A 21,634-nucleotide genomic window follows, 5' to 3' on the forward strand; every position below is an offset into this window, starting at 1 on the left:
TACTCAAAATTTTGCGTATTTCCCGGGGATATGCTGCAAAAATTTCAATTGAGGGGGTTTAAAAGTAACATATGTAAGTAAATTTAAAGTGTAAACGGCGGGGATTGGGGAGGGAATGAAATAGCTTGTATTAAGGTATAGTGGAGATTCGGTAATGATTCGCTCAGGTTCCTTATCTGGAGGCGCTATAGGCCTGCGTTAGGCCTGCTGTTCTATAGCCCTGGCTATAGCATAGTGGCTGTAATGCTATAGTAGAGAGCCTGTAAGCTAAAGCCTTCACCGGAACTTGAGGCTATCCTGAGCGAATGAATACTTCCGGGGTACTGTTTTTACTTTTCACGAGAGAGTAGCTTCGGTTTCAGTATGGGATGTTGTTAGTTATTCACGCTAAGTAGCTTCGGTTTCAGTATGGGATGTCGGTCGGCGCCTCTCTGGATGACAATTGGGCATTATCAAGCGAATGGAAGTTGGAATATGGATTTGACCACACCGGTCGTGTCACCGGAGAGCCGAAGGCCCGACATTCCCATCTGAAACCGGTGCTACTTTCGCCCTCCCTCTGTAGTAAATTGGGGACTGCTTGTCAGGATGAGATGGAGATACTGGAATCAGAGAGCCCTTTTAAATGATTTAAGAGGGCATTTTCAGGCTTAAACGGTTCATTGGAGTATTTTACCTACCTGGCAACGTAAGGGCGTATATGGACCTTAAAACGTCATTTGCCGGCATTCGGGAGGGATCTCCGCTGAGTATTTTGTTTGATATTCGTTTCAAGCTCGTTTTAGGTTCGTTTGAAACGGGTTTAAATAATGGTTCTCCTATGGCCAACTTACGTTCATCCTACGTTCCTGAACGTAAGATGAACGTAAGTTGGCCATAGGAGAAGCGAAGTTGTACCGAAATTCTAACGAAGTTGTAGCGAAGCTCTAACGATGCCACCTTTGACAGCAGGATCCTGTAATCTTCCCCATTCTCTCGCCTGTCTCAGTGCAGCGGCCATTGTGGCTTTCGGCTGAGCAGGGGTACCGGCATCGAGATCATTCCCCGAAGGGGCCACATAAATATCTCCGGCATACGCATACTGCAGGCATTGACAGATGTATCCGGTCATCCATAACACTTTCCTCATTCAGCATGCTTTATGGCAGTTTTCCAAACCTGTTCCAGTTGCGTGAAGCCATGAATAGCATGTGCGGGCAGCTGTTCTCCCTTTTCACCAAATACATACAGCGCAGGTGCTTTTTCAATGGTGACCTTTGTTTCATCAGCAGCGTTGCTATTCAGATGAAGGTACTTTGCCATGAATGCATAGATAGCATTCCGCTTATTGATGCCGAAATCATGACCTTCTGCCGGGAGATGCACGTTGCTGACATGATCTTTCTGGTTGTAGTATGCGTATACTTTCTGCAGATACGGAAGATCGTGTTCGGGCGTCTTATCTGTCCAGTCGCCGCCATCACTGACCAGCAATTGTGGATGGGGAGCGGTCAGGGCGGCTATTTCTACGTTGTCGGTCCGGTTACCGCAGGTATGAATAGGCATGCCACTTTCGCAGGGGCAACCGCCATAGAAATAGGAGCTGATGGCCACTACAGGAGCGCTGACTTTAATACGATCATCTATTGCCGCCATTAACACTGTATGACTACCGCCTCCGGAACCACCGGTGATACCTACTCTCACGGTATCTGCGTCTTCGAGCGACAAGAGGTAGTCGAGGATGCGGATTGCCCCCAGGGCCTGTATGGTCATAGCGAGACTTCTGCGGTGATCTGCTTCTTCAAATTGTAACAGCGATTCACCCCAGGCAAAGAGATCATAACTGAAAGCCATAGCGCCCATACGGGCCAGTGTAGCACAGCGGTATTGACAATCGGGTCTGTAACGCTGCAGCTGCCAGTGCCCGTCCGGATTGAGGATGACAGGTATCTTACCTTTGTATTCTGCAGGCTTGTATAATGAGCCGTTGATGTATAGTCCGGGGAGTATTTCAATAGCGATGTTGCGGACGGTATAACCATCAAACTTTCTTTCTTCTGTGATGACCGGCCTGGATGCCGGAGCAGCAGGCAGATGATCCAGTTGCAGGGCTTCCAGCAAACAAGGCTTCAGTTGGGCCTTCCGTTGTTCCCATTCCTGCAGATTGTTATACTGCGCGGCAATACGGTCCAGTTCAGCCCAACCATCTGCTACCTGCCAGCGATAGTATTCATATTCACCCAGTTTATAAACGTCTTTATCCTTTTTTATTTTCAGATCAAGGGGAGACAGGATGTTATCCAGTGTAGCTTCCAGGGTTGGTCTGTAACGCCAGTCTGCATAGGCCACATATTTTCCGGCTACCTGTTTGTCGGTATATTTTATGCGGATGTTATACCGCTTTTCCACATCTTCCAACACGGTTTTCAGCGGTCTTCTATATGCGCTGTCAGATGTTTGCTGTGCATACAGCCCACGGGTAGGCAATAATAGCAGGCACCCCAATAAGGGAACGAGGAATCGGGTCGTACTTTTCATAACATGGCATTAAACGAATGGGAATCTAGTACAAAATCACAGGTTGGTCATCCTATGCTGTCTACTTCCCTGAAAATCGAAATAAAGTATGATATGCAGAGTGTGATCGCTACCGGTGCCTGAGAGGTAACTGATTTCAGTAGACTGAGCTACAGCTATTTGTATCGAGGTAAGACATCCAGTGGAATTCGTTTCATCATCCGGGTTCGCTTTTGACGCCAGGTGCTGGTAAACTAATAAATGTATCCTGATATTTAAAACTATTTTCTTTACTACACAGGATATCAGTCATAATAAATGTAGACACGACACACATCTATAGGCTATATTTTTTTTGACAGTGGCTTGCTTAAACCAGCTTATGGCTTATTTTTGCAGCCGTGAGAAAAGTATGCCTTTACATACTGGTTATTTTTATCTGGGCCGAGAGTACCTCATTCGATCAGTGGCTGAAGCTGCCTGTGTTATTTGAACATTTCAAAGAACACCAGCTCAAGAACAAGGATGTGGACTTACTGGAATTCATATCCATGCACTACTGGGGGCAGGATATGGACGACACTGATAATGACCGGGATATGCAGCTTCCTTTTAAGAAAGTGAATATCAGTACTCACCACATACTTTTTGCCCGATTTAACCAGGCGCCCCGTATCATTACTACTGAACAGACTGTATTACAGACTTTTACCATTTATAAGGATCAATATCATCCTGACCCTAATCTTACCTGCCCTTTCAGGCCTCCCTGTGCGTGAATTGCAACTTGTTATTTATTGATCTGTGCTGACACTGCAATGGTATTCCGTTGCGCGTACGTCATTTCATAGGTCTATCCTGCAATTCATTCAACAGCAAATCATGCTCGATAAGATCATTCAATTCTCAGTCAGGAATAAACTGGTGATTGGCCTCTTCATGCTGCTATGGGTTATTTACGGCATCTTCGAAGTAACCCGTCTGCCTATTGACGCAGTGCCCGACATCACTAACAACCAGGTACAAATTATTACGACAGCACCGGCATTAGGAGCGCAGGATGTAGAGCGGCTGATCACTTTTCCTATTGAACAGGCCCTCAGTAATGTTCCGCATCTGAAGGAGAGCCGCAGTATGTCACGTTTCGGATTGTCCATCATCACTGTTGTGTTTGAGGACGATGCCGATGTTTATTGGGCGCGTCAGCAGGTAAGCGAGCGGCTGCAACAGGTGGAGATCAATGAAAACGCCAGTAAACCAGAGCTGGCCGCCGTTTCCACTGGTCTGGGGGAGGTATACCAGTACGTACTCAGACCGGTAAAGGGATATGAGGGAAAGTATAGTCTGGCGGACTTGCGTACCATACAGGACTGGATTGTACGGCGGCAATTGCTAGGCACCAGGGGAGTAGCGGAAGTATCTACTTTCGGTGGAGAGCTGAAGCAATATGAGGTGGCTATTAATCCGTACCAGCTGAAGTCATTGGGACTCACCATCAGTGACGTTTTCACTGCCTTACATAATAACAACCAGAATACCGGCGGGGCTTACATTGAAAAAGGCCCGACCGTTATGTATATCCGCAGTGAGGGCCTGGCGGGTAGCATTGCGGATATAGAAAATATTGTGGTAAAAAACACGGCAACAGGTGTTCCCGTATTGATCAGGCATGTTGCCAATGTGAGGATGGGCGCCGCTACGCGGTATGGCGCCTTGAACTACAACAATACCGGCGAAGTGGCGGGGGCTATTGTATTAATGCTGAAGGGAGAAAATTCTTCTGAAGTCATCAAGAATATAAAAGAACGCATTGCGGAGATTCAGAAAACATTACCGGAAGGATTGCTGATAGAGCCTTTCCTTGATCGCACGAAGATGGTGAACAACGCGATTGGTACTGTGGAGCATAATCTGCTCGAAGGTGCGCTGATAGTCGTGTTTGTCCTGGTGATCTTCCTGGGGAATCTGCGTGCGGGACTGATCGTGGCATCTGTGATTCCCCTGTCCATGCTTTTCGCCGTTATTATGATGAATACTTTCGGTGTGAGCGGCAACCTGATGAGCCTTGGTGCGCTTGACTTCGGACTGATCGTAGATGGCGCGGTGATTATTGTGGAGGCGATCCTGCATCATTTGCATTTCTCTAAAAAGTATCAGCATACTGACCGGCTTTCGCAGGAAGACATGAACGCGGAAGTAGCTGGTTCTTCTTCGCGGATGATGAATGCGGCTGTGTTTGGGCAGATCATTATTCTGATTGTTTACCTGCCTATTCTTTCGCTGGAAGGCATAGAGGGTAAGATGTTCAAGCCGATGGCGCAAACGGTGGCCTTCGCAATTATGGGCGCTTTTATTCTTTCACTTACTTATGTGCCGATGGTGAGTTCTTTGTTCATCAGTAAAAAGATCTCACATCAACCCAATATTTCTGATCGCGTGATGGACAAGATCGAACATGTCTATCAGCGGGCGCTGGGACGTGCATTGCGCATCCGCAAAAGCGTAGTGGCCATTGCCTTCGGCTTGTTTGCCCTGGCAGTGTTCACTTTCAGCCGGATGGGCGGAGAGTTTATTCCACAGCTGGAGGAAGGCGATTTTGCAGTAGAGACACGATTGCTGGTGGGTACAAATCTGAGTACAACGATTGCTACTTTCCAGCAGATCTCGGGTATTCTGAAAGATAAGTTTCCAGAGGTGGAGCGGATCGTATCGCGTATTGGTAGTGCAGAGATCCCGACGGACCCGATGCCGATTGAAGGAGGTGATATGATCATTGTATTAAGAGATAAATCTGACTGGACGAGTGCAGAGAGTTTTGAGGACCTGGCCACAAAGATGTCGGATGTAGTGCAACAGGCGATACCGGGTGTAACACTGAGTTTTCAATTCCCCGTGCAGATGCGTTTCAATGAACTGATGACGGGCGCGAAACAGGATGTGGTATGTAAGATATTTGGTGAAGACCTGGACCTGCTGGCGAAGTATGCAGAGCAGATCGGCGCTATCAGCAGAACGGTGTCTGGTACGGCTGACTGGTATGTGGAGAAGATGACTGGGATGCCGCAGGTGGTGATCCGTTATAACAGGAATGAAATAGCGAAATACGGGTTGAATATCGATGAGATCAATCGTACGGTGAATGCAGCATTTGCCGGCGCTGCTGCCGGAAAGGTATATGAGGGAGAGAAACGTTTTGACCTGGTGGTGAGAGTGGGTAATGAAGGCAGGAGGAATATTGAAGATGTGCGTAATCTGATGATCGCGACTTCCACCGGTAGCCAGATCCCGCTGTACCAGGTGGCCACTATTGATGAGATAGAAGGTCCCAACCAGATACAACGTGAAAACGCCAGACGCAGGATCACTGTCGGCTTCAATGTGAGAGGGCGTGATGTGCAGTCGATCGTTGAAGAACTGCAGCAAAAGATCCACCGGAAAATAAAACTCGAACCGGGTTATACCATTACGTATGGCGGTACATTCGAGAACCTGCAACAGGCAAAGAAGCGGTTGAGCATTGCGGTGCCTGTGGCTTTGCTGCTCATATTTGTCATGTTGTATTTTGCCTTTTCATCTGTGAAAGAGGGGGCGCTGATCTATACCGCGATCCCTCTATCTGCCATCGGCGGCGTCTTTGCACTGGCGCTGCGTGGCATGCCTTTCAGTATATCTGCCGGTGTAGGGTTTATTGCCTTGTTTGGTGTGGCGGTATTGAATGGTATTGTGCTTATTTCTGAATTCAATCGAATCAAACAAGAAGGAAAAATAACTGATGCGCTGCAACTGGTGATGATGGGTACGCGTAACCGTCTGCGGCCGGTATTGATGACAGCTGCGGTGGCATCACTGGGATTCCTACCTATGGCCCTAAGCAACGGCGCTGGCGCGGAAGTACAACGCCCGCTGGCGACCGTTGTAATTGGAGGATTACTGACTGCGACACTGCTGACCTTATTTGTGTTGCCGGCGCTTTATCTTTTATTCGACGGAAAGGCCAAAATAAGGCTGAATAAAGCGGTAATGATAGCAGGTCTGGTGCTCATCTCCATTCCTTCGGTCAAGGCCCAGAACAGCCCTGTAAACCTCAATCAGGCTATCAATATTGCGTTGAGTCACAACCTGCAGGCAACCAGCGCCCGGCTGAATGAACGGGCGGAAAACCTACGGCAGCAAACAGGGGTTGATATCCCGAAAACGCAGTTCAGCGCTGACTATGGCCAGATGAACAGTATCCAGAAAGACAACCGGTTCGGCGTTACGCAGTCATTGAGTTTCCCGACGGTGTATAGTCATCAGAAAAAGGCACTGCACGAGAATTACCTGGCGGCCCAGGCCAAAACGCAAATGATGGAGCAGGATATCCGGACGAACGTACGGCGCCTGTTCTATGACTGGGTATGGCTGCACGAGAAGCAGCGGCTGTTGCAGTATGCTGACAGCATCTATCGTTTATTCGAAGAGAAAACGAATCTCCGTTTCAAGACCGGGGAAACCAATATACTGGAGAAGACCACGGCAGAATCGCACCGGCAGCAGATCACTAATCAGCTGGAAATGCTTTCTGCAGACATGCTGATCACGCTAAAGCAGTTCAATGTTTTGCTGGGGGATAGCGTGTTCTATCAGCCGCAGACGGATAGCATCCGTATTGCTTATTCCACGCCGGATACCGCGCTGGGACAACTGCCCCAGATACGTTCGCTACAGCATGAATCGGCCGCTGCGCACTGGCGCTGGCGTACGGAGAAATCAAAGTTATTGCCTGACTTCTTCATCGGATACAATAACCAGAGTATTTCAGGGTGGCAGAATGTGAGTGGGCAGGAGACTTATTTTAATAACAGTAAACGGTTCAGCTATGTGAATGCGGGCATCAGTATTCCGCTGTTTTTCGGTGCCCAGCGTTCCAGGGCTTCGGCTGCACAGTTAGACTGGCAGCTGTCGCAGCAGCGGGCGGATTATGCATTGCTGCAGACGCGAACTGAATGGCAGAACGCATTGACGCAAGTGCAGAAGTATGCTGCCAGCCTGCAATATTACCAGGGCAAGGGATTGGAAAATGCGGCGGCGATCATTTTTACCGCCGACAAACAGTTTGTTGGCGGGGAGATCGACTACCTGCAATGGGTCATCCTTGTTGATCAGGCGATAGGCATCAGGAACGAATATCTTGATATGCTGAACAATTACAATCAGGCGGCCATCCAGGTACTGAAATTGCAAAACCTTTAATTCAATTCACTCATGCGACAATATCTTTTCTTATATCTTCTGTTCGTTGCCTGTAAGAACCATACGCCTGCGCAGGAGCCGGCTGCGGAACCATCTGCAGATAGCAGCATGGTGACACTTACTGCCGATCAGATCAAAAATGCTGGTATCGAAACCGGATACCCGGCTAGTATGGCTATCAGTGGGGCGCTGCGTTTGCAGGGCGCCATTGACGTTCCGCCACAGAGCACGGTAAGTGTGAGTTTTCCGCTGGGCGGTTATTTAAAAAGAACCGACCTTTTGCCGGGTGCTCATGTCAGTAAAGGTCAGGTGCTGGGGGTACTGGAAGACATGCAGTTCGTCCAGCTGCAACAGGACTACCTGCTGGCAAAAGAGAAATTCGCCTTTGCGGATACGGAGTATAAGCGCCAACAGGAGTTGAACGCCAGTAAGGCCAGTAGCGATAAAGTCCTGCAGCAGAGTAAGGCGGAGATGGAGAGTCAGCATATTACCATGCAGGCCCTGGCACGAAAGTTAGAGCTGATCGGGATCAATCCGGAGCGCCTCAATGCGGGGAATATTTCCAAAAGTGTCAATATCCTCTCGCCTATCAGTGGATTTGTGTCTAAAGTGAATGTGAACATCGGCAAGTACACCTCTCCTACTGATGTGCTGTTCGAGCTGGTGAATCCCAGTGACATTCATCTGGCATTGAGTGTATTTGAGAAAGACGTGAATCAGCTGTCTGTCGGACAAAAGGTGGTGGCCTACACTAACGAGCATCCGGAGAAGAAATATAATGCCGAGATCCTGCTGATCAGCAAGAACCTGAATGAAGACCGGATGGCGACTGTGCATTGTCATTTCCACCAGTTTGACGCGTCCCTCCTGCCGGGGATGTTTATGAATGCGGAAGTGGCGGTCAACAATGCGACGGCTTTAACTGTTAATGAGGCGGCGATCGTTCGCTGGCAGAATAATTTTTATGTGTTTGCTGATAAGGGGGGAAATAGTTTTCGCATGGTGCGGGTGACTCCGGGGAATGTGAATAACGGGCAGGAGCAGTTTTCGGCTCCCGGGGTAGATACGAGTACTAAACTGGTGACAAAAAATGCTTATGCGCTGTTGATGAAGATGAAAAATAGCGCTGAAGAAGAGTAGCCTAACTATACCAGATCGTAAACAGACGCAAAGGCCCCTTTTACGGGGGCCTTTTGCTATAAATGTCTTATTGCAGTCGCCAGTCCACCGGTTCTATACCGGCTTTGGCCAATAACTCATTGGTTTTTGAGAAATGTTTACAGCCGAAGAAGCCCTTGTCTGCGCTAAACGGAGACGGGTGGGCGGCTTTCAGTATATGATGTTTGGTAGCGTCGATCAGGATTTGTTTGTCCTGGGCAAAACGGCCCCATAATATAAACACCACGTCCCTTTTCAGTTCGGATACCCTCCTGATCACGGCATCGGTGAAGTTCTCCCACCCTATTTTGCTATGGGAGGCTGGCTCATTCGCCCTTACCGTCAGCATGGCGTTGAGTAATAATACCCCATGATCGGCCCATTTTGTCAGGTTGCCTCCCTGAGGGATGGGTAGTCCCAGATCTTCCTTCATTTCTTTATAGATATTGACCAGGGAGGGCGGAGGTTTTACGCCGTCCTGTACGGAAAAACACAATCCATGGGCCTGTCCGGGGCCATGGTAAGGGTCCTGACCCAGTAGTACGACCTTGACTTTGTTGAACGGGGTCCTATCAAAGGCGTTAAAGATCAGGTTTCCGGGAGGATAGATGGTATTTCCGACAGCTTTTTCATGTTTGAGGGCCATGACAACCTGTTCGAAATAGGCTTTATGAAACTCATCTTTTAAGACTTCTTTCCAGCTAGGCTCGATTTTAACCTCCATAGCGTCTATTTTTTTTATTTATTTTGAATTATTAAGGGAATTTTCCATAGATTTGCACTCCCAAATTAAACGTTAAATATAGGGGAAATTTGGGAAACCGGACCGGTAGCTCAGCTGGATAGAGCAGCTGCCTTCTAAGCAGCAGGTCATTGGTTCGAATCCAATCCGGTTCACGAAAGCGCGATGTAAGTCGCGCTTTTTTTGTGCGAGAAAGTGCCATGGGTAAGAATTTCGGAGGATTCGGGATACTAAAGTAGCTTAAATAAAATCAAGTTATTTAGTGAGCGTTTAGTGAGCAAATAGGTGTGCTATCTTTGGTGCTCACTCGTCAAATAATATGCTTGCAGTGTGGTTTGAAGAGCGATTTAATAACCGCTTAAATGTGAAGAAAAATGAATGTAAAGCAGAAATTGTCAATTCTGGTCTATGGCCGGAAAAGGACAGGCGTCACTGACAGCCTCTCCCTTTATATTAGAGTTAGTATCGACGGATTTAAGGAGGAAATGTCCTGCGGGATAAAGATCCGACCCGAACATTGAGATAACTCCCGGAAACAAGTCAAAGCAGGAGAAACTCAGTTCAAAAAGTATAATAAGGCCCTAGAATTAATGAAGGCCAATCTCGAACGGCATTTTTACCTCGTACAGGCGTTGCATGGCCTGGCAACCCCGAAATTGGTATTGGAGTCCTACCGCTCCCCTATTAATGGTAAAGATCAACAGCAACAGAAAATTGCCAATCTGGCTTTTAGTGAACGACCGGATGCGCTGATATGCGATTACATTAAATATTGCGAGTTTGAGAAGAAGGCGTATGAATTTGATGCGGTGCCTTCATCAGAGAAAAAGATCATTCTTGAAGATCGACGGAATGGTATTAAAAAAAGACTGGACGCCGTTACCAGAGAGGCAAATGCCATCTTGATACTAAATTGGCCGTATCTTTCAGGTCTGGTATAAGGGTTGGCAAGGAGCTGACCAAAAAGTAATGGTCAGCCCTGTTTTATTCGGGTACCGGATGGAGACTTCTTATCATTTAAGCAATACAAGAAGCCTTCATTTTACTTTTTGGTCAGCCCCATGGAAGATCATTGATCTTTTACGATATGTTTAATTAGCAGTATACCAATCAAACTGTTAATAAACTGGTTAGACATTTGTCCAGCCGCCCCGACTTAAAGGCAACAATGTTTTGTAACGCTTTGTTATCAAATATGCCGCGAAATCCCATAGATACTATATCTGCGAGCTTTTTTGCTTCCCGCCGCTTTTTATTTAATATCATCGAATCTCAAGTTATTAGCCGTGTAATCCATTGAGCAGGTCATTGAGTAACGTTACCTGCTCAATGTGAAATTTATTTCATGTGTACTGATGTAGATTCCATTTGTTTCTCTATCCAGTTATGAATAAACACTGCGTCCTGTTCCCAGGTAGGTAAGCCTAATACATAGTGATTGCGTGGTTTTACAATAAAATCAGTAACGCTGTTTGTAGTCCGGTAAGCTTTAAAATTTCTTCGGCAAAGGTGTTCGGGAATACATTGATCTTCGCTGCCCGCCAGCAGCAGTAAAGGTGCATGTTCTTTTCGCATATCAATTTTAGAAACATTAGTTAAACCGCCCCTGGCAACACGTTTAGATTCTGGAATAGCGATAGCATCATAGGCTGCCTTCTGATCAGCATAAGCCATCCCGTTGGTAAAAGCGAATTGCCATTTTTCAAAAGACATCATATAGGACTTATCAGCAGAAGTGAAAAATCCGAGGGTCCTAACATTAGACTTTAGAAAATTCCATTCATAGGGCATCACATTAGCAGGAGGAACAGCATGTATCGCTACGCAGGCTTCCACCAGGTCACGGTTTAGTAATACCTGTGCTATCATTCCCCCGAATGAATGCCCGATGACGATCGGTTTTTCTGGAAGTGCTTTCACCAGGTCGACATAGTGATCGATCAACTGTTTTAAGGTAACTGCTGCAAGAACCGGATCGGGATGTCTCGCTCTTAAAGCCACGGCCTGCGCATCTTTACCGGGCCAGGGAGGGGCTGTACAATCAAAGCCCCGCGAATCAAAAAATGTTTTCCAGGCATCCCAGCAATGATGACTTACATAAGCTCCTGAAATAAAAACAATTGTTTTGGAATTAATTTTCGGCATGATGATTATTTTAAATTTTATAGCCTTCTGCATCTTCAGCAGCAGCACAAAACTATCTTGCAAGCCAGTCAGGAACAATAGATAAAGGAAAGCAAACGCTGTATATAAGGGGACAAAAAATATGACGGGCATAACTGCCCGAATCCTTTACTTATTTGTACATCAAAAACACTCGTTTTATCATTGACTCCCCGCAGTACAGCGAGTAGCTTTACATTTTATCACTCAAACATTTTTATATGAAAAGGGGCAAATTGCTTCCGCGTGTGCTGAAAATATTTGTAATTATTTTATTATTTCAGCACGGGCGATCAACAGCACAAAAAAAGGCGATCATGAAGGAAGATCAAATGTCGCCTACGCTTTCAGCCAGAACAAAATATGCCGAATTATCAGGCAGGAAACTGGCTTACCGTGTTATTGGCAAAGGTGCGCCTTTAATTCTTTGCAACCGCTTCCGCGGCATTTTAGATTCCTGGGACCCCGCATTTATTGATAAACTGTCTGGGCAATACCAGGTGATATTATTTGACTATTCGGGAGTGGGCTTATCCACCGGCGTACTACCATTAAAAATTGCGACGGTAGCAGAAGATGTAAAGGACCTCGCTGCCTACTTAAAACTTTCTCATTTTATACTCGGTGGCTGGTCATATGGTGGCGCTGTTGCGCAAACCTTTGCGGTTAATCACCCCGACATGGTATCGCTTCTTATCCTGATCGGGACAGGACCTGCCGGGGCAAACGATCATCAGTTGAGCCCCTTGTTCCTTGAAACCGCTTCGCATGTCGTCAACGACCTGAAGGATTTTGAAATACTTTTCTTTGAACCGGCATCTGCATTCAGCAGGCAAAAAGCCAAAGAAAGTTTTGACAGGATCGCGTTGCGTAAGAAAGACCTGGATATTCCCGTTCCTCCTGCAGTATGGTCCCGCTATTCCTACGGCGCTGCTGATTACCGGACAGACGCCAATAATACAAGGGAAAAACTAAGTAATCTGGGTATACCTGTGCTGGCGCTTTGCGGGGATCACGATATTTCTTTTCCGGTTGAAAACTGGTATAACCTCTCCGGCAAAATGGCGAATCTTTTTATCAACGTATATCCATCAGCCGGTCATGCACCGCAGGATCAATATCCCTTTCTTTCTTTTGAGCTTATACATGCATTTATCAGACAGCAGCGTAAGTAATACATTCACCAGAGATGAGATAAAAAATGACCATCTATAACAATACCATTATCGACGATTTGCTTGACAGGTATAAATCCATCATTGGAAAAGACTTTTACCGATATAGAAACCACGTATACCGGGTATTTTTGAATTGCTCGCTATTGGATAGCAGCCCGGAAAATCAGGAGAAATATGCTTATGCTGTTGTATTTCATGATATCGGTATCTGGACCAACCATACCATCGATTACCTGCAACCTTCTATAGCGGTGGCCTGTGAATACCTCGCTAGTAACGGGAAAAAAGATTGTATAACCGATATCACGCTGATGATCTACTGGCACCACAAGACCTCCAGATACCGTGGCAGCAGTGAAGAGATAGTTGAGGTTTTCCGCAAGGCAGACTGGATAGATGTTTCACTCGGCATACTGGCCTTTGGGGTTGAAAGAGATCAGATACGTATGAACAGGAAACGGCTACCCAATCTTGGTTTCCATTTTTTCCTGCTGAAGAAATTATTGAGGAATCTTTTTGTGCACCCACTGAACCCACTTCCTATGTTCAGAAAATAAATGAAGTGCTAAGCCTGATATTGATTCTGCCGGTTAGGATATATCCCAGATTTTTCCAATCCTAAGTTTTTTGATCCTCGAATTTAAGGTAGAAGCGTTCATTCCTAACAGCTCGGCAGCGCCGCCCTTACCAAATATTTTTCCATTACACTTTTTTAATACATCCACGATATGGTCACGTTCATTCTCTTCCATCGTCTTAATTTTGTGCTCGTGTGAGCTTCCCGGCGGTGTATGCTGTAAGAGGTAAACTTCTTTAATGGTGTTCTCCTTGGCTAACAAAACGGAACGCTCAATAGTATGTTCAAGTTCACGAATGTTTCCCGGCCAGTCATGGGCCATCAAAGCTTCCAACACCTGGTCGGAAATTTTCGGAACAGCTTTACCCGCTTTAGCAGCATACAGTATAGCAAAATTGTGCACCAATACAGGAATATCTTCTTTCCGTTCCCTGAGCGGGGGAAGCGTTAATGGGAATACATTCAGCCGGTAATACAGGTCCATGCGGAATCTTCCTTCTGATACTTCCTTTAACAGGTTCTTATTGGTAGCAGCAATAATGCGTATATCAACTGGCATAGCCCTGCTTCCGCCTATTCTTTCTATTTCTTTTTCCTGCAATGCCCGGAGAATTTTTGATTGCAGGTCGACGGGCAGTTCTCCAATCTCATCAAGGAACAATGTTCCCCCTGCAGCCTGTTCAAATTTACCGATCCTTTTTTCTATTGCACCGGTGAAAGATCCCTTTTCGTGGCCAAATAAAATTGATTCAATAAGCGATGACGGTAATGCGGCACAATTTACTTTAATAAGCGGGTGTGATCTTCTTGCTGATAGTTCATGGATACATTCTGCTATTCTTTCTTTACCTGTTCCGCTTTCGCCTAAAATAAGCACTGATGTATCTACCGGTGCAACTATACACAGGTCGGCCAACACATTTAACAGTTTTGGGCTTGAACCAAGTATACCTGTAAACACCTGGCTTTTTGATCCATTCTTTTTTTTATCATGGCCGGAATTCTTCCGGATCATCGATTCTGGGTTATTATCATGCAGGTACTGGGCAATCTCCAGCATCACCAATACATCTTTTTCCCGAAATGGCTTAACCAGGAACCCGTAGGGATGCGTTGCTTTGGCCGCTTCTAAAGTTTCTTTATTGGAGTTGGCAGATAAATAAACAAAAGCAATTTTTTTTGCTCTTAGTATTTTGGCCAGATCGATGCCCGTCTGGGGACCAGTCAAAAAAATATCCAGTAATACCAGGTCCGGTGCCTCGTTGTCCAATATTGCCAGCGCTGCCGGCACAGACCTGGCAATCCCACACACCGTGTAACCTGCACGCTCAAGTATCATTTGCAGGTTGTTGGCTTCTATGAACTGGTCTTCTACTATTAATAATTTGGTTTTATTCATTGCTTATTCGCTTTCAGAAAAATATTCATGGCCGGTAACATATGACCTTACCTTAATCTTGGTAGCAAATAGGTCAATTCACCAGTTGGAAGGCATCAAGTTCTTTTTTAAAGTTTGTAAAATTCATTCCGCTATTGGATTTAAAGAATTTACTGAAATGTGCACTATCGTCAAATCCCAGGCTATAAGCAATTTGTTTCATACTTACACCGGATGTTATCGCCTGCTTTTTAGCTTCCTGGATGATACATTGCTGAATAATCTGGCTGGCCGTAAACCCTGAAACCTTTTTTACTACTTTATTAAGATAACTGCGGGTAACACATAGTTCGTCGGCGTACTCTGTTACCATTTTCTTTTTAATGTAATGAATATTTACCAACTGCATAAAGGTTTTCACGATCTGTACTTCATGCGACCTGACGTTGATCTCCCGCGCGATAACATTCACTTTTGATAAATATAGTAGAAATGTTCTGAAAAAAACCTGTAACATTTCCAATTGCAAATAATGTTCTGTATTCATTTCACGCACCATTTTCTGAAATATCTCTTCTATCTCACAGCAGCCGGAAAGATCGATCTGCATGATCATAGGGTTACCGAAAACCTTACATTGCTGCAGCATGTTTACGAACGTCAACTGGCTATCAGACGCTCCAAACAGATCCTGGGATACAGACAAATAAAAGCCCGTTGCCTTTTCATCCAGTTCTATCATCCTTACCTGTCCCGGGCTTATCATATATACATGCGCTATATCGAGATCATTCCTGTTGCGGTTGACAGTTAAATTACCCGATCCCTGTTGCAGGTAGATAATTTCATAATGTTTTGCAGAACCGGCAACCTGTGATAAAAGGCCCTGCTCTTTTATTACCTGCAGTGTTGATATCTCTATATGATCTTTGATGGATAAAGGCGGGTTACTTGTTACTAATACATCTTTTTGCATGGGTGAAAAGTTTTGGTTGAATAATATTCTTCAACCTGCAGGATTTCAATTTGCATGCCTAAGCTTATCAACTTGAATATCAATGTATTTTAGTATTTCTAAAACGATCTGTTTTTGCATATTTAATAATTTGGCGAAATATCGTTATTCCCGTTTGCATCATTTACAACCAGTAAACATCAATTAACGGATCATTTTATTAGCCATGTGCAATGTCTCTACAGGCAGAAAATTGATGGTGATCATCGTACCATTTTCTGATCTAATGGCAAAATCACCCATGATATCACCTGTAAGCCCTTTCATTAATTTCAAACCGAGACTGAACGGATTTCCGTTAGCAATATTTTCGGGGAAGCCAATACCATTATCCTGTATTGTCAAACAAAGCCGGCCCGCTTCATCCATTTGCAAATTAACGCTGATGATGCGATCAGTTGCTGAATCTGGGAATGCATGTTTGATAGCATTGGTAATAGCCTCATTTAGTATCAGGCCAAGTGGAATAGCCTGGGATACATCCAGTTTAACTGGGCTCAATTGAAGCTTGAAATAGATATTCTCATTACCGATACCCTCCCGGAGATGTTCTACTAATTCTTTCAGGTAAGTATCTATCTGGATAGAAGCAATATTTTCAGACTGGTAAAGCTTTTGGTGTACTAGCGACATAGCATATACCCGGTTACGGCTATCCTGATTAGCCTGTAGTGCTTTGTTGTCGAGGTAAACAGATTGTGACTCCAGCAAGCTTACCACTGTCTGCAAATTGTTCTTAACCCGGTGATGTACTTCCTTCAATAACCAGTCCTTTTCCTCGAGTAAACCTTCTTTTTCCTGCACCAGGTGCTGCAGTACTTCATTCTTTTTACCTATGATTTTGGTTGCCGCCTGTTTTGATCTGAACTGCCTGTAAAGGAGCACTACAATCAAAGCCAGTAAGAACACAAAGCCAAACGTAATATTCCTGGTAAAGTTAGCACTCTCCAGCCGGGCTTTCCTGCTGGCATTGTCTGCCTGTAATTGCATAATACTTTGTTTACTGAGTAAAATATTTTTATCTTTCTCAGCAGCTTCGGCACTTAATGTCAACAGGCTATTTTCCTTGTCCTTGCTTTCTATCAGGAATTTTAAACGGCTTTCTTCATATTCCTTGAACTGCAGTGCCTGTCTATTCTCCAGCAACAATATGGTTTGCTGCTTTAATTTAACGTCCTGCATAATTTTCTCTGTTTTATATTGCAGTTGCAGTTCTTCTATCTGTCTGAATCTTGACAGCGCATTTAGTGAGTCAGTTATCGATTTATTTTTTTGTAAATGCAGCATGGCCGATTGAAAATCGCCCCGGGCTGAATCAATTTTAAACGCCAGCAAATGAACATCTGCAATGCCTCCTGCTGTTGAAAATGCAGATGGCTGTAACAACTTATCTATATATTCACCGGCAGTTTTCCAGTCTCCGACTGCAAAATATGTGTCAGCCATGCTTTTATAGCTGCCGTTCCTGAAAACTTTTTGTCGGGCGTTCGAGATGGTGCTATCCCTGCTTAGTTCAAGGGCTTGTAACAAGCTTATTTTTGCAGGGCCATATTCTTTGAGACTAACATATATCTTACCTTGTATTAATGCAGCCCAAGCCCGCGAATACGCAGATTCCGGCGGGTGACGAAACAATGCTTCCTGTATTATAGGTAAAGCATCCTTTGCCCTATCCATATTCAGCATCGTATTCGTCCTGTAATTAAGAAAATACCAATAGTAATCAAAATCGGATTTTTGTTCAGCTTCTTTCAGGGCGAGATCTATAAGTTCCAGGCTTTTATCGTATTCTCCAAGCACAGAATACAAATTGCCAAGTGCAATATAAATATCCATAGAATATGGATCATAGCCTGGGCGTTCAAGGTAACGGAGTGCATCCAGTCCATACTGTATGGCTCTGTTATAATATCCTTTTTGCGTGGTTAACCTCATCATATTATAATAGGCAAAGCCCACATTTTCTGATCTAAGCTGTTTGCCTAAATTGATCACCTGGAGAAAATGCCTTTCCGATTCATCTATTTTATCTTCCATCAGGTAAACAAATGCGAGTTGATTATTCGCATTAATCTGGCGCTCACGGTCGTTCATGTCAACACTGATATCAAGAGAAGCCAATGCATAGTCCCTGGCTTTTTGAAAGTTCTTTGGCTCAAATCTCCCGTCATTATAATAGCGGCTGATATTCCTGGCAATTTCAGCTTTCAGTGAATCGGTTGACGACTCAAACATTTGCTCCATCTCTTTAATCTTTCCAGCATCAAAAAGTTTATTCAGCCTGTCTATGTTGACTCGGTAAAACGCGGGAAGGGCACCAAGTTGTTTTCTGTTTTCAGCAGTTAACCGTCGCTGGGCACTGGCACCAATCGCACAAAAAAATAAGATCCCAATAATAAGTCTCATAAATAGATAGCGGTTAGAGGACTTACACAATTTAGTTCAACAACTGGTATTGTTATGAAAAAATCAAAATGAACATTTGTACAAATAGTCTCCGTTCTTGGAATATTTGCTAAACCAATCCGGTTCACGAAAGAGATAAAGACCCGCCACTTAGAGCGGGTCTTTCTTTTTTACAATGTTTTACACTCCAAGCGAGGATCAGATTCCCTAAAAATTTGACTTGATCCGATCAGTGGCCAATGGTTGGCTACAGGTTGAAGGCCAGGCGCTTCTGCAAGAGCGCCATGCTGGGCTCAAAATATTGAGCCAGTCTGTTGTTGATGCCTGCCAGGGATCTTACATTCTCTTTAAACATGGACTATATCTCTTCCATGGCAGCCTGATTACCACCCAATTCAATAATTGAATTTTCTTCCCCATTTGTTTTGTCCGGTTCCAGATCGCTGATATCATCCAATATCAGGGAGTTAACCTTTATATACGACCATGCTTTTATGATACGCTGTAGCAGTTATCAGGAGGGGTCCGGTCTGCAAAGAATGTAGCAATCTCATAGTCAATACCATATTCATCTGCCAATCTTCTCTTGGTGATAGGGCGCATGTTACGCAAATTTAATATTGCCGTAAAAAATACGATTCTTTTATTTTATATTAGACAAAACCTTTGAAAGATGCAAACCCAAACCCATCAACGCCCCATTGCTCAAATAGGCGAGCACGTAGGTATCGAACTAGGTACCAAATTAGTAAAAGATTATTTTGATGCTTATCCTGAACAGGCCTATGGACATGTTATTGGTAGAGCTATTATGGACAAGATCCTGGCACAACCCGGTTGTGAAGGAGTTGTTGTTTATCCTGCTTTAAATGAAAATGGCAAAAAGACCCTGGTATATGCCGGTATTGATGCCAAAGGGAAAGCTATCGTAAAAATACCGATGATACAATCTGACGGTGTTATTCATTTTGAAGATGGAATCATTGCCGACAGGGCAGTTCCTTCTGGCGATGACGAGGGAGTTGATACCACCGATACTGACATTGTTCCTGAGTGGTAACACCCATGTTTTGTTTTGTCAAGTAAAAAAATGAAGCTGCCAGGTCTTTTAGTCCTGGCAGCGTTGTGAAAATAGGGTACTAACATTCAGCATAAAACAAATACGTCCGGGTAGTACGCCTGAAGGTATTTGTCTTGTTACTCCTTTTATCGAAGACAGAGGTAAGGTATTAATCGATATATATGCTCGCAATTCCTTTTTCCAGGGCATGCTCCTTCACACCGGGAAGCTTAACACCCTCTGCACGGAAAACGGTTACGTCGGTCATACCTAACAGCCCCAGGAAGGCTTTCAGATATGGCGCTACAAAATCGTTCCCTTTTAAAGGGCCTTCGGAATAGATACCACCAGAAGACATGGCAATATATACTTTCTTACCAGTGACCATTCCAACCGGACCATTCTCACTATAGCCGAAGGTAACACCAGCCCTTGTGATATGGTCGCCCCAGGCTCTTAAGGTGGTGGGAATTGTCAGATTGTAAAGCGGAGCTCCGATGACAATAATATCGGATGCCAATAATTGCTTCACTGCTTCGTTGGAATAGCGTATAGACTCCCTCCCTTCGTCGGTTAACTGGTCACCGGGCGTAAACATGGACTGTAGGATCACTGGGTTTAGATGCGGAATCTGCTGATCGTTCAGGTTCACTTCTTCAACAGTACTGCCCGGGTACTTTTCAATCACTTTATTAACAATCGCATTGCTGAGTTTATAGCTATAAGATTCATTTCCCTGAATGCTCGAAATCAGATGAAGGATACGTTTCATAAAACCTTGATTAATATTTATTAGTATTAGATATAGCAGAGTGCTGGCGCCGGCTTTGCCCGCTGCTGCTACTATCGGTGACAAAGGTACAGGCACCGGCTGCCGAAACCATCGTACTTACCCGTAGGAAAGCGCTCACTTTCAGGAAAGTGTGTAACTTTGAGTATGGAAATAATGGTTCATGAAATAGAGACAATTCCGACCAAGCAGGAATGTGACAGTTGGCTTAACTATGTGGTGGATGCGCTATATGTACTTGGCGGCAAGTGGAAATTACCGCTGATATTAAGCCTTGTACAATCTCCTAAAAGGTTCAATGAAATTCAGCATGAGTTGAGCGGCATCTCCCCGAAGATCCTGGCAAAAGAATTAAAAGACCTGGAGCTAAATGAATTTATCATACGTAAAGTATATGCCGGCACGCCTGCAATCATCGTTTATGAGGCGACTCCTCATAGCCTGACCCTGAAAAATGTATTGCGCGAGTTGGGTCTGTGGGGTAAGCAGCACAGGGAAATAATCAGGAAGAGTATGAAGCGGCAAGCGCCTTAAATTCAACTGATGCCAATGTACCGGATGTCGCATAAAGTAAAGAAAAAGGCATCCGCCCGGTTTAGCGCCTTTACAGACGATCCCAGTGCATATTGCAAAGGCTTCCCGTTGTTCAAATGCAGGAGCAGATCGCTGAAAAAAATGCTGTTTGCCACAGTTGGCGTGTATAATGTCTTACAGGCATCAATAAAATCTTCGTAGCCGATCTGCTTTGCCTCATACTTTGCCATCAGGTCAAATCCATCTTCCATTAGCCAGTCAATACCCTATTCATCGCCAGTCTTCTTTTGGTGATAGGGAGTATGTTACGCAAACATAATATTGCCGTAAAAAATACGATTCTTTTATTTTATATTAGACAAAACCTTTGAAAGATGCAAACCCAAACCCATCAACGCCCCATTGCTCAAATAGGCGAGCACGTAGGTATCGAACTAGGTACCAAATTAGTAAAAGATTATTTTGATGCTTATCCCGAACAGGCCTATGGACATGTTATTGGCAGAGATATTTTGGACAAGATCCTGGCACAACCCGGTTGTGAAGGAGTTGTTGTTTATCCTGCTTTAAATGAAAATGGCAAAAAGACCCTGGTTTATGCCGGTATTGATGCCAAAGGGAAAGCTATCGTAAAAATACCAATGATACAATCGGACGGCGCTATTCATTTTGAAGATGGAATCATTGCCGACAGGTCCATTCCTTCTAACCCTGACGAGGGAGTAGATACCACCGATACTGAGATCATTCCTGAGTGGTAATACCCATATTTTGTTTTATCAGATAAAAATAAAGCTGCCAGGACTAAAAGACCTGGCAGCTTTTTGACAAGGAGCTAACCTCTTCCAACCAATAGCCGACCTATCTCCTTCTTACCTGCCCTGGCCGTGTATGTACAAGGT

At 44.7% G+C, this 21,634-nt stretch carries 18 protein-coding genes and 1 tRNA gene; 10 read left to right on the plus strand and 9 right to left on the minus strand.

Annotated features, from left to right (window positions below; all coding sequences use genetic code 11):
• Positions 1-904 precede the first annotated feature (904 nt).
• Entirely contained in the window at positions 905-1,129 is a 225-nt protein-coding gene (locus L3C95_RS16905) for a hypothetical protein (protein WP_236389275.1), read from the minus strand.
• Positions 1,126-2,520 carry a DUF4974 domain-containing protein gene (locus L3C95_RS16910; protein WP_236389276.1) on the minus strand — a complete coding sequence of 465 codons (1,395 nt, stop codon included), beginning with the start codon at positions 2,518-2,520 and terminating at the stop codon, positions 1,126-1,128. Before L3C95_RS16910 ends, L3C95_RS16905 begins: the two co-directional genes overlap by 4 nt.
• Before the next feature lie 380 nt (positions 2,521-2,900).
• Here L3C95_RS16910 and L3C95_RS16915 point away from each other — a divergent pair, with 380 nt between their 5' ends.
• The 3 genes from L3C95_RS16915 (at position 2,901) to L3C95_RS16925 (ending at position 8,871) form a co-directional block, all read left to right on the plus strand.
• Positions 2,901-3,278 carry a hypothetical protein gene (locus tag L3C95_RS16915; protein WP_236389277.1) on the plus strand — a complete coding sequence of 126 codons (378 nt, stop codon included), beginning with the start codon at positions 2,901-2,903 and terminating at the stop codon, positions 3,276-3,278.
• 103 nt (positions 3,279-3,381) lie between these two features.
• Complete coding sequence (locus L3C95_RS16920; RefSeq protein WP_236389278.1) at positions 3,382-7,731, plus strand: CusA/CzcA family heavy metal efflux RND transporter; 4,350 nt, start codon at positions 3,382-3,384, stop codon at positions 7,729-7,731.
• Positions 7,732-7,743: 12 nt separating this feature from the next.
• The gene (locus tag L3C95_RS16925; protein ID WP_236389279.1) at positions 7,744-8,871 is read left to right on the plus strand and encodes an efflux RND transporter periplasmic adaptor subunit; all 1,128 of its coding nucleotides are present in this window, start codon (positions 7,744-7,746) and stop codon (positions 8,869-8,871) included.
• A 67-nt stretch (positions 8,872-8,938) separates the two neighbouring features.
• Here L3C95_RS16925 and ung read toward each other — a convergent pair whose 3' ends face one another.
• Positions 8,939-9,613 carry a uracil-DNA glycosylase gene (ung, locus tag L3C95_RS16930; protein ID WP_236389280.1) on the minus strand — a complete coding sequence of 225 codons (675 nt, stop codon included), beginning with the start codon at positions 9,611-9,613 and terminating at the stop codon, positions 8,939-8,941.
• Positions 9,614-9,712: 99 nt separating this feature from the next.
• Here ung and L3C95_RS16935 point away from each other — a divergent pair.
• Both L3C95_RS16935 and L3C95_RS16940 read left to right on the plus strand, forming a co-directional pair.
• A tRNA-Arg gene (locus tag L3C95_RS16935) sits at positions 9,713-9,786 on the plus strand.
• Positions 9,787-10,221: 435 nt separating this feature from the next.
• On the plus strand, positions 10,222-10,572 hold the full coding sequence (locus L3C95_RS16940) for a hypothetical protein (protein WP_236389282.1): 351 nt from the start codon (positions 10,222-10,224) through the stop codon (positions 10,570-10,572).
• A 397-nt stretch (positions 10,573-10,969) separates the two neighbouring features.
• On the opposite strand, the gene L3C95_RS16945 is transcribed toward L3C95_RS16940, so the two are convergent.
• The gene (locus L3C95_RS16945) at positions 10,970-11,908 is read right to left on the minus strand and encodes an alpha/beta hydrolase (RefSeq protein WP_236389283.1); all 939 of its coding nucleotides are present in this window, start codon (positions 11,906-11,908) and stop codon (positions 10,970-10,972) included.
• A gap of 203 nt (positions 11,909-12,111) precedes the next feature.
• Between L3C95_RS16945 and L3C95_RS16950 the strand changes: the two genes are divergently transcribed.
• Together L3C95_RS16950 and L3C95_RS16955 are read left to right on the plus strand one after the other, a co-directional pair.
• Positions 12,112-12,969 (plus strand): alpha/beta fold hydrolase, encoded by an 858-nt coding sequence (locus L3C95_RS16950; protein ID WP_236389284.1) that lies wholly within the window; start codon positions 12,112-12,114, stop codon positions 12,967-12,969.
• A 26-nt stretch (positions 12,970-12,995) separates the two neighbouring features.
• The gene (locus L3C95_RS16955; protein WP_236389285.1) at positions 12,996-13,529 is read left to right on the plus strand and encodes a hypothetical protein; all 534 of its coding nucleotides are present in this window, start codon (positions 12,996-12,998) and stop codon (positions 13,527-13,529) included.
• A gap of 33 nt (positions 13,530-13,562) precedes the next feature.
• Here L3C95_RS16955 and L3C95_RS16960 read toward each other — a convergent pair whose 3' ends face one another.
• From L3C95_RS16960 to L3C95_RS16970, 3 genes are all read right to left on the minus strand, one after another.
• A complete protein-coding gene (locus L3C95_RS16960) occupies positions 13,563-14,948 on the minus strand; it encodes a sigma-54-dependent transcriptional regulator (protein WP_236389286.1) in 1,386 nt (461 codons plus the stop codon).
• A 73-nt stretch (positions 14,949-15,021) separates the two neighbouring features.
• The gene (locus L3C95_RS16965; RefSeq protein WP_236389287.1) at positions 15,022-15,903 is read right to left on the minus strand and encodes a helix-turn-helix domain-containing protein; all 882 of its coding nucleotides are present in this window, start codon (positions 15,901-15,903) and stop codon (positions 15,022-15,024) included.
• Between the two features lie 183 nt (positions 15,904-16,086).
• Positions 16,087-18,186 carry a histidine kinase dimerization/phosphoacceptor domain -containing protein gene (locus L3C95_RS16970; RefSeq protein WP_236389289.1) on the minus strand — a complete coding sequence of 700 codons (2,100 nt, stop codon included), beginning with the start codon at positions 18,184-18,186 and terminating at the stop codon, positions 16,087-16,089.
• Positions 18,187-19,021: 835 nt separating this feature from the next.
• Here L3C95_RS16970 and L3C95_RS16975 point away from each other — a divergent pair.
• Entirely contained in the window at positions 19,022-19,408 is a 387-nt protein-coding gene (locus L3C95_RS16975; protein ID WP_236389290.1) for a hypothetical protein, read from the plus strand.
• 169 nt (positions 19,409-19,577) lie between these two features.
• Here L3C95_RS16975 and L3C95_RS16980 read toward each other — a convergent pair whose 3' ends face one another.
• Complete coding sequence (locus L3C95_RS16980) at positions 19,578-20,180, minus strand: FMN-dependent NADH-azoreductase (RefSeq protein WP_236389291.1); 603 nt, start codon at positions 20,178-20,180, stop codon at positions 19,578-19,580.
• Between the two features lie 165 nt (positions 20,181-20,345).
• Between L3C95_RS16980 and L3C95_RS16985 the strand changes: the two genes are divergently transcribed.
• Positions 20,346-20,732, plus strand: a complete 387-nt coding sequence (locus L3C95_RS16985) for a winged helix-turn-helix transcriptional regulator (protein ID WP_236389292.1) — start codon at positions 20,346-20,348, stop codon at positions 20,730-20,732.
• Between the two features lie 2 nt (positions 20,733-20,734).
• Here the strand turns inward: L3C95_RS16985 and L3C95_RS16990 are convergent, their stop codons facing one another.
• Positions 20,735-20,983 (minus strand): hypothetical protein, encoded by a 249-nt coding sequence (locus L3C95_RS16990; protein ID WP_236389293.1) that lies wholly within the window; start codon positions 20,981-20,983, stop codon positions 20,735-20,737.
• Between the two features lie 123 nt (positions 20,984-21,106).
• Here L3C95_RS16990 and L3C95_RS16995 point away from each other — a divergent pair, with 123 nt between their 5' ends.
• Positions 21,107-21,493, plus strand: coding sequence for a hypothetical protein (locus L3C95_RS16995; RefSeq protein WP_236389294.1), 387 nt, complete (start codon positions 21,107-21,109; stop codon positions 21,491-21,493).
• Positions 21,494-21,634 lie beyond the last annotated feature (141 nt).

The sequence above is a fragment of the Chitinophaga filiformis genome (assembly GCF_021646545.1).
Taxonomy (GTDB): domain Bacteria; phylum Bacteroidota; class Bacteroidia; order Chitinophagales; family Chitinophagaceae; genus Chitinophaga; species Chitinophaga filiformis_A.